Raw genomic sequence first — 7,908 nt, forward strand, 5'->3', positions numbered from 1 at the left:
ACCTAAATCTTGTGGACGAGGGATCTTTCGCCAAATCTTTATTAAGGCATGCCGGCCTTTGCACAGTCAGCATCTTCTATCAGCTTCCAAGAGTTGTAGTTGGCCTCATCTTTGGCTTGAAGATAGGAGGCGGCAACGAGCCCCGCTTGCACACAGATTTGGATTAGATCCCCCTGACGTTTGGCGATGTCATATTGATCAGTAGCATCCTGCGCTACCTGTTTGTGAATGTCTTGCATTTGTTGATCGACCAGTTGATCGCAGCCGCCAAGAACCAATGCTGCTATTGCAAATAATAGAGCTTTAGCCACTATTGCCTCCTTATATTATCGATCTGAAATGCTTGCATAATCGACAGTGGATATCCACCCTGGGCCATTTCTTAGCTTGGGATAAATCCCCCAACGCAAAGCGTGTCTGGTCCGCGGACTTTAACCAGCGCTTAGAGGTTACATGATTTTGGCTCAACCAGCGGCACCTTTCCTACCTCGTGACCTTTCGTTATCGCCACCCGCATGATCAGACAGTCGCTCCAGGACCGAATCCCTGCAAATGAAATTTACGCTCTACTGCCCGGTCCTTTTAATTTCCTCCAGGGCCGAACCTGTCACCCTCCCACGTCCAAACCTGCAGAATCCCGGCCCTCCGAAACGGGTGACACCAAATGTTGGATGTGTCACCTTTGTAACCCTACCGGCCCCGTCCACAGCTAAGCGGGCTAGCGGCTTGCGGCCTGCGGCCCCCGTTACCATATTGCTGCCAAGCGAAAAGCGGCCCTGTGCCGCGCATCAACCGGATATGAAATCATGAGCCTTCTCCCCCTTCTTCCCTTGCGCGATATCGTGGTGTTTCCAGGCATGGTCGTGCCGCTTTTCGTCGGCCGCGACAAATCCGTGGCCGCGCTGGAAGCGGCGATGGAAGGTAACAAGGACATCTTCCTGCTCGCGCAGCTGGACCCCGGCTGCGACGATCCGGAGCGGGACGATTTGTATGATACCGGCGTGGTCGCGCAGGTGCTGCAATTGCTGAAACTGCCTGATGGCACGGTGCGTGTGCTGGTCGAAGGCACCGCGCGGGCGCAGCTCGAACGCCTCCGGCCGGAAGGCGAATTCGTGGTTGCCGAAGTGACCATGAGCGAACCCGAAACCGTTTCCGGCAACGAGATCACCGCGATGATGCGCAGTGTGGTCGAGCAATTCGGCGAATATGCGAAACTCAACAAGAAGCTGGGTGAGGGCGCGGGCGATGATCTGGGGGAGATCGACGATGCCGGCGCGCTGGCCGATGCCATCGCCGCATCGATCAACACCAAGGTTTCCGACAAGCAGGCGCTGCTGACCGAGCCGGACCCGCGCAAGCGGCTGGAAATGGTCATGTCCTTCATGGAAGGCGAATTGTCCGTGCTGCAGGTCGAACGCAAGATCCGCGGCCGCGTGAAGCGCCAGATGGAGAAGACCCAGCGCGAATATTACCTCAACGAACAGATGAAGGCGATCCAGAACGAACTGGGCGGCGAGGGTGAAGACGGCGATGAAATGGCCGAGCTTCAGAAGAAGATCGACACGCTGAAAATGTCGAAGGAAGCCAAGGCCAAGGCGCAGTCGGAGCTGAAAAAGCTCAAGGGCATGCAGCCGATGAGCGCCGAAGCGACCGTGATCCGCAATTATCTCGACGTGCTGCTCGGCCTGCCGTGGGGCAAGAAATCGAAGCTGACGAAGGACATCAAGAAGGCGCAGGAAATCCTCGACGAGGATCATTACGCACTCGACAAGGTCAAGGACCGGATCGTCGAATATCTGGCGGTGCAGGCGCGGACCAACAAGCTTAAAGGTCCGATCCTGTGCCTCGTTGGCCCTCCCGGGGTCGGCAAGACAAGCCTGGGCAAATCGATCGCCCGCGCGACGGGGCGCGAATTCGTGCGCCAGTCCTTGGGCGGCGTGCGCGACGAAGCGGAAATCCGCGGCCACCGGCGCACCTATATCGGTTCGCTGCCGGGCAAGATCGTGACCAATCTGAAGAAGGCCGGCACGTCGAACCCGCTGTTCCTGCTGGATGAGATCGACAAACTGGGCCAGGATTTCCGCGGCGATCCGGCATCCGCGCTGCTCGAAGTGCTCGATCCGGAACAGAATTCGAAATTCCAGGACCATTATCTGGAACTCGATCTCGACCTGTCCGACATCATGTTCGTGACCACCGCCAACAGCCTCAATCTGCCGCAGGCACTGCTCGACCGGATGGAGATCATCCGGCTGGAAGGCTATACGGAAGACGAGAAGGTCGAGATTGCCCAGCGCCACCTGATCGCGAAACAGGTTGAAGCGCATGGCTTGACCGAAGGCGAATTCGAACTGACCGAAGAGGCGCTGCGTGACCTGATCCGTTATTACACCCGCGAAGCCGGGGTGCGGACGCTGGAACGCGAGATTGCCCGTCTGGCACGCAAGAGCCTGCGCAAGATCCTCGAGAAGGACGTCACCAGCGTCACCGTGACGCCGGAAAATCTCGGCGATTTTGCCGGAGTGCGCAAGTTCAAGCACGGGGTGAGCGAAGAAGAGGCGGAGATCGGCCTGGTCACCGGCCTTGCGTGGACCGAAGTGGGCGGCGAATTGCTTTCCATCGAAAGCGTCACCACGCCGGGCAAGGGCGAGGTCAAGACCACCGGCAAGCTGGGCGACGTCATGAACGAAAGCGTCGCGGCGGCGTTCAGCTTCGTGAAATCGCGTGCGCCCGCCTATGGGATCAAGCCGTCGATCTTCCAGCGCAAGAACATCCATATCCACTTGCCCGAAGGCGCGGTTCCGAAAGACGGGCCGAGCGCGGGCGTGGGCATGGTGACCTCGATCGTGTCGACTCTGACGGGTATCGCGGTGCGGCCGGACGTGGCTATGACCGGCGAGGTTACGCTGCGAGGCCGGGTGCTGCCGATCGGCGGGCTCAAGGAGAAACTGCTCGCGGCGCTGCGCGGCGGGATCAAGATCGTGATAATCCCGGAAGAAAACGTCAAGGATCTCGCCGAGATTCCGGAGAACGTGAAGGCTGGGCTGGAAATCATTCCGGTGGGTCATGTCGACCGCGTGCTGGAGATTGCCCTCACGGCAATCCCGGCGCCGATCGAATGGACCGAGGCCGATGATCTGGCCAGCCAGCCAGGCGCTTCGGCAGCGGTGGGCGCGGTTACGCCAACAGCCCATTGATTTTGCTGCGCTGCAGCGAATCGGGGCGGCACCGGATCAACCGCTTCCCCAAGGGTCGGGCATATGGTGGCGTCTTTTCCGGCAGTTCGGCGCAAAATCGGAGAATTTATCGCAATTCAGCGGTCTCCGCCCCGAATTGCCTTTGACAGCAGCGGGAAAAATCCCTTCAATCGCCGATCTTCGAAGGGGCGAATCTCAATAATCGTTTCAGCAGGGTATAGGGGTTTTCATAAATGAACAAAAACGATCTGATCAGCGCGGTTGCCGATTCCAGTGGCTTGTCCAAGAGTGACTCCGCCAGCGCGGTCGAGGGCGTATTCGATGCGATCACAAAATCGCTGTCCGGCGGCGACGAAGTGCGCCTGGTAGGTTTTGGAACGTTTTCCGTCGCCAAGCGCAAGGCCTCGACCGGCCGCAACCCGCGTACCGGCGAACCGATGACCATCAAGGCGTCGAACCAGCCCAAGTTCAAGGCGGGCAAGGGTCTCAAGGACGCCGTCAACTAAGGATCGTTCGCTGTTGCCGGCGTGGCCCTGACCGGGCGGGCGCTTTACACAGCAGCACCGCCAAAAAGAAGCCGCGCTTGCCAGGCAGGCGCGGCTTCTTGTTGCCGCGGTCGGGCGCTCAGGGGGCGAGCCGGATGAGAGCGGTCGGCGCGGTCTGCGTGCGCTTGTTGATCGACCATTCGAGCACCTTGCCAGCGGTTGTATCGACCGGGCCCTCGTCGGTGTTGTTGGCCAGCACCTCGCCGTCGGTCACGATCCGGAAGGTACCGTCAAGTTCGGGGACCTTCGGCATCCCATCCTCGCCGCCAGTTTCCCTTCTCGAAACCACCCCGGCCATCCCGGCCATTATGCTGTGGAAGGCGTTACCGCCGGATTGGGCTGAGAAACCGGGCGCGTCGACCCGCACCGTCCCGCCCTCGCGGTTGGCGACGAGAACGAAGAAGTTGGACATCGAAAAGCCCTCAATCGTTGGAAACTGGAAATCGTGATCGAGGCGTCCCTCGATCCTGAATTCCACCAGAAACAATCCGCCGCCCTTATATTCGACAGCTTTCCAGCCCTTCTGCCGGCGCAGACGGTTGGCAAGTTCCTCCGCTGCGCCCGGATCCGCCGGATCAATGCCGCCGAGCATCGCGCTCATCATCTCGGCATCTTTCTTCTGCGACTTGATCCGCTGGTCCCGATCCGCCTGCCACTCTCGCTTCTGCACCGCGATTTCGTCGGCGGTACAGGTCCGCTCCTCAAATTCCTCGTCGGAATAGCAGGGTTGCTCGATGAACTCCTGATCCGACAATTCGGCCTTGTTGCCCATTTCCGCCAATTTGCTGAGGGCAAGGAGATATATCTCCCCGCTGTAGGAGTAGGCAAAAGCCCCGCCGTTCCTCAGGTCGAGCTGCGATGTGAACTTGCCCGGCGAGAGCAAACATCCCGTGAGCAGCATCGCCATCACCGCTGCGAAAGCGCCCGCGCCCAGCCGCTTGATCGAAAAATCCCCCTGCATAATTTCCCCCCTGATCCCCTAATCGCCCCGTGTAGCAACAGCATAAAGCGCAATTGCGGCGGCATTGGAAACATTTAAGCTCTCGATCGCGTCGCCAATCGGCAAGCGGGCGAGGGCATCGCAGTGGCCGGCGATGTTCTGCCGCATTCCGTCACCCTCTGCGCCAAGGACCAGCGCGACAGGCCCGGTCGGGAGCGCCTGGCCCAAGGTCGCTTCGGCGTCACCGGTCAGCCCGATCCGCCAGTACCCGGCCTCCGCCATCTGCTCCATTGCCCGCGCCAGGTTCACCACCCGCACCCACGGCACCACTTCGAGCGCGCCGGACGCGGATTTGGCGACCACGCCTGATTCCGGCGGGGCATGGCGGTCCTGCGTCACAATCGCTGCGGCACCGAACGCCGCCGCCGAGCGCAGGATCGCGCCGACATTGTGGGGATCGGTTACCTGGTCCAGCACCACGATCACTCGCCCGTCGGCCGAATTCAGTACTTCATCGAGGCCTACCTCTTCCAGTGGCGCGCATTCGAGAACCAGCCCCTGATGCGGCGTATCGCGGGTAACCAGCCGCGCAAGGTCGGCTGCCTGGGCGTATTCTACGGTGAAGCCCTCGGGCAGTTCGCCGCCTAGTCCGGCAATAGCTTCGCGCGTGGCCCACAATTTGCGGTGCGAACGTTCGGGGTTCATCAGCGCGGCCTCGACTGCATGATGCCCCCACAGGCGCACCTGACCGGTGCTGGCGCGCCCGCTGCCTCGGCCGCCCTGCATCCTGCCGGCACGGCCGCGCAAGGCCCGCTTGCGCTCTGGATTGGGGCCGGATTTTCGGTCAGTCATTGCGGGAGGCTCCGTGAAAGGCTTGTTGTCGCCGCGCCATGCCAGTCGCCCCATTGACAGGCAAGCGCCGCTTCGCCATTGGGGCGCCTCTCGGCCTGATGGCTCCGGAAACGGCGCCGCCAATCGCGCGGTCAATCCGCAGCTGGCAAGCAAGTGGACAGGTGGCCGAGTGGTTAAAGGCAGCAGACTGTAAATCTGCCCGCGCAAGCGTACGCTGGTTCGAATCCAGCCCTGTCCACCACTTGCCTTATATTTCATAATGGTTTCAGTCTCTTAATCATCGCCGTTGGCGAACTTGGACTCAACGTTCGCCATCGCTGGTGCTGCCATCGCTTCTTGGTCAGCCTCTCGTGCGTAATACTCGAAAAACTTATCTGTCTTGTGCCCCGTAATCGCGCGGCCTTGCAGGCTGGTCGCACCCGACTCGGCCAGGCGACGGCTTGCCGCCTTGCGCAATCCGTGCGGTGTACAGTGTGGTATGCCGGCCGCAGCGCACGCCCGCTGAAACCAGTTGTAAAAGCTTGCGCCGCTCGAATAGGGCTGGCCGCGTTCGGTCACCAGATATGTAAGCGTCCCGCTGTCCACTGAATCCAACGCCTGGGCGAGGGTTCTCGAGATAGGAATGATGGTCGCGCTGTTGTTCTTTGAATGATGCAGGTGCAGCTTATCGCCGCGTCTGTGCTGACGTCCCACCAGGATCATGTCGGATCGGCGAAGTGCACCCCAAAGCAGCAATTCCTTAGCGAGCCGCTGGCGGGTTCCGAACGGCCACTGACGATCGAATGCCGCTAGCTCTTTTTCGGTCCACGTATGGTAGCCTTTACCCGCAGGATAGGCATCTGTAGCATCGACCGGGTTGTCAATCCGCCACCCCAATTTGATTGCGTGCCTGTGAAGCCGTGAAAGCGTTTTCCTGAGATTGTTTGCAGCTGCGGGTGTCGCTGCCATTGTTCCTAGCTTTGCATCGATCGCCGCCGCATTAACCTTGCGCGCGTCCTTCGTGCCATTCTTGGCCCTGAAGCGCTCTATAATGCCGCGGTAGGTCTGCTGACTGCTGGGCTGCATCGCCTGCCACTTCTGCGATCGGTAGAAGCTGGCTATCAACGCATCGTAAGTGAAGGGTTTGGCGCGAAGGATCTCGGGTTTATCGGCAGATTTTGCTGCCTCATATTCTTGCCGAAATTCCTCAGTGCCCGGGGCATGACGAAAGTGGTAGACCGGTAGTCCTTTCTTACGGAACCGATACCGCTTTTTGCCGTGGCGATCCCGGTATTCGGTCACGTTCTCAGGGAGCCAGCGGCGGACCATCAGTCCAACTCGACGTCGGATGCGGAATAGCTCGCAGATAATCCGCCATTGGGCTGAAAGAATATTTCTAAGCCGTCTCGCGTCAGCTTCACGCGCTGGGGCTGCAAACCAGCCTTACGCACTGCCGCGAACAGACGTTCTTGGTCGGCTTGAGTGATGAGGGCCGGAGCGCTCATTACGCCTTCACCTGCAGACGGGAATAACAACCGGCGATGATCGCGCGGCCATCGATACGTAACTCAGATAACTGGCCCTGCTGCCCTTTGATCGCCGCGATCACCCGCTGGTCCTTTTCTTCGTCGTAGACATTCCAAGCCCCCCGATCTTCTTGGAGAACTACGACGAAGCGGGGACCCTCGAATTTGTCGGCTGCATCATCATCCCATACAGAAACGTTGTAGCAGCCCAGAAAGACTAGACCCGCTTCGGTAGCTTGCGGAACCTTCGCGCCCCACCGGATAAGTTCGACAGCAAAACCCAGAACTACGATATCGCGGAATGAAAATTCCCGCCACTTTCCAGCCTCCCGGCCGGTCGGCAACCAAAGATCGTCGTACCGCGCGAGCCAGTTCCGTAACTGACCTTCCGTCAAACCTGCAGCCTTTGCGGCTTCGCCAAACTTATAGGTATCCATGAAGCGCTCCATATCAGGCGATACGTTTAGCGAGGCTTTCGCGGATTGGCAATACCGTATCAACCGATATTGTTTAAAGGGGGCAACTCATCATCTTCGGCATCATCTGGATCGCCGACAGACCAATCATTGCCAAACGTGCCGAACGCACCGGGCCGATCGTCATACGCCTCGCAGCAATCGACATTATCTTCTTCGTGATCCGGATTACCGTCCGTCGCATCGAGAACCGCAAGCAGCTGTTCGATCATGTCTTCTACCTGGTCACGCGTTTCCAGTTTCGGAAAGGTGCCTGCGGCGATAGCGTTGGAAAGGTTGAAGCGGGCGAAAAGCTCGGCTTCCTGCCCGGCGATCTGGGCCAGAAGGTGGACCCGTACCTGCGCCCGCTGTACGACGCGCTGTATGACCTGATGGGTGCGGAGAAGGTGCAAA

At 59.5% G+C, this 7,908-nt stretch carries 8 protein-coding genes, 1 tRNA gene and 1 pseudogene; 4 read left to right on the forward strand and 6 right to left on the reverse strand.

All coding sequences use genetic code 11. From position 1 onward, the window contains the following. Positions 1–41: 41 nt before the first annotated feature. Positions 42–311: a hypothetical protein gene (locus U0988_RS05810; RefSeq protein WP_322291683.1), complete on the reverse strand. Its 270-nt coding sequence runs from the start codon at positions 309–311 to the stop codon at positions 42–44. Positions 312–806: 495 nt separating this feature from the next. On the opposite strand from U0988_RS05810, the gene lon reads away from it, so the two are divergent. Then, the gene (gene lon, locus U0988_RS05815; protein ID WP_322291684.1) at positions 807–3,197 is read left to right on the forward strand and encodes an endopeptidase La; all 2,391 of its coding nucleotides are present in this window, start codon (positions 807–809) and stop codon (positions 3,195–3,197) included. Between the two features lie 233 nt (positions 3,198–3,430). Beyond that, positions 3,431–3,703 (forward strand): HU family DNA-binding protein, encoded by a 273-nt coding sequence (locus U0988_RS05820; protein WP_160755501.1) that lies wholly within the window; start codon positions 3,431–3,433, stop codon positions 3,701–3,703. A 118-nt stretch (positions 3,704–3,821) separates the two neighbouring features. On the opposite strand, the gene U0988_RS05825 is transcribed toward U0988_RS05820, so the two are convergent. Together U0988_RS05825 and rlmB are read right to left on the reverse strand one after the other, a co-directional pair. Next, entirely contained in the window at positions 3,822–4,703 is an 882-nt protein-coding gene (locus U0988_RS05825; RefSeq protein WP_322291685.1) for a hypothetical protein, read from the reverse strand. Between the two features lie 18 nt (positions 4,704–4,721). After that, a complete protein-coding gene (gene rlmB, locus U0988_RS05830) occupies positions 4,722–5,534 on the reverse strand; it encodes a 23S rRNA (guanosine(2251)-2'-O)-methyltransferase RlmB (protein WP_416172368.1) in 813 nt (270 codons plus the stop codon). Between the two features lie 155 nt (positions 5,535–5,689). On the opposite strand from rlmB, the gene U0988_RS05835 reads away from it, so the two are divergent. Next, positions 5,690–5,775 (forward strand) — tRNA-Tyr (locus U0988_RS05835). A 32-nt stretch (positions 5,776–5,807) separates the two neighbouring features. Here the strand turns inward: U0988_RS05835 and U0988_RS05840 are convergent. From U0988_RS05840 to U0988_RS05850, 3 genes are read right to left on the reverse strand one after another with little or no spacing between them, the layout of a single operon-like run. Continuing rightward, positions 5,808–6,815: a tyrosine-type recombinase/integrase gene (locus U0988_RS05840; RefSeq protein ID WP_322291686.1), complete on the reverse strand. Its 1,008-nt coding sequence runs from the start codon at positions 6,813–6,815 to the stop codon at positions 5,808–5,810. A 26-nt stretch (positions 6,816–6,841) separates the two neighbouring features. Continuing rightward, positions 6,842–7,018: a hypothetical protein gene (locus U0988_RS05845; RefSeq protein ID WP_322291687.1), complete on the reverse strand. Its 177-nt coding sequence runs from the start codon at positions 7,016–7,018 to the stop codon at positions 6,842–6,844. Next, positions 7,018–7,476, reverse strand: coding sequence for a MerR family transcriptional regulator (locus tag U0988_RS05850; protein WP_322291688.1), 459 nt, complete (start codon positions 7,474–7,476; stop codon positions 7,018–7,020). Before U0988_RS05850 ends, U0988_RS05845 begins: the two co-directional genes overlap by 1 nt. A 314-nt stretch (positions 7,477–7,790) precedes the next feature. Between U0988_RS05850 and U0988_RS05855 the strand changes: the two are divergent. Then, positions 7,791–7,908: pseudogene (locus U0988_RS05855) on the forward strand (PhoH family protein); the annotation flags it as partial.

Origin of the sequence: Allopontixanthobacter sp., from assembly GCF_034376665.1 — a bacterium.
Classification (GTDB): Bacteria; Pseudomonadota; Alphaproteobacteria; order Sphingomonadales; family Sphingomonadaceae; genus Allopontixanthobacter.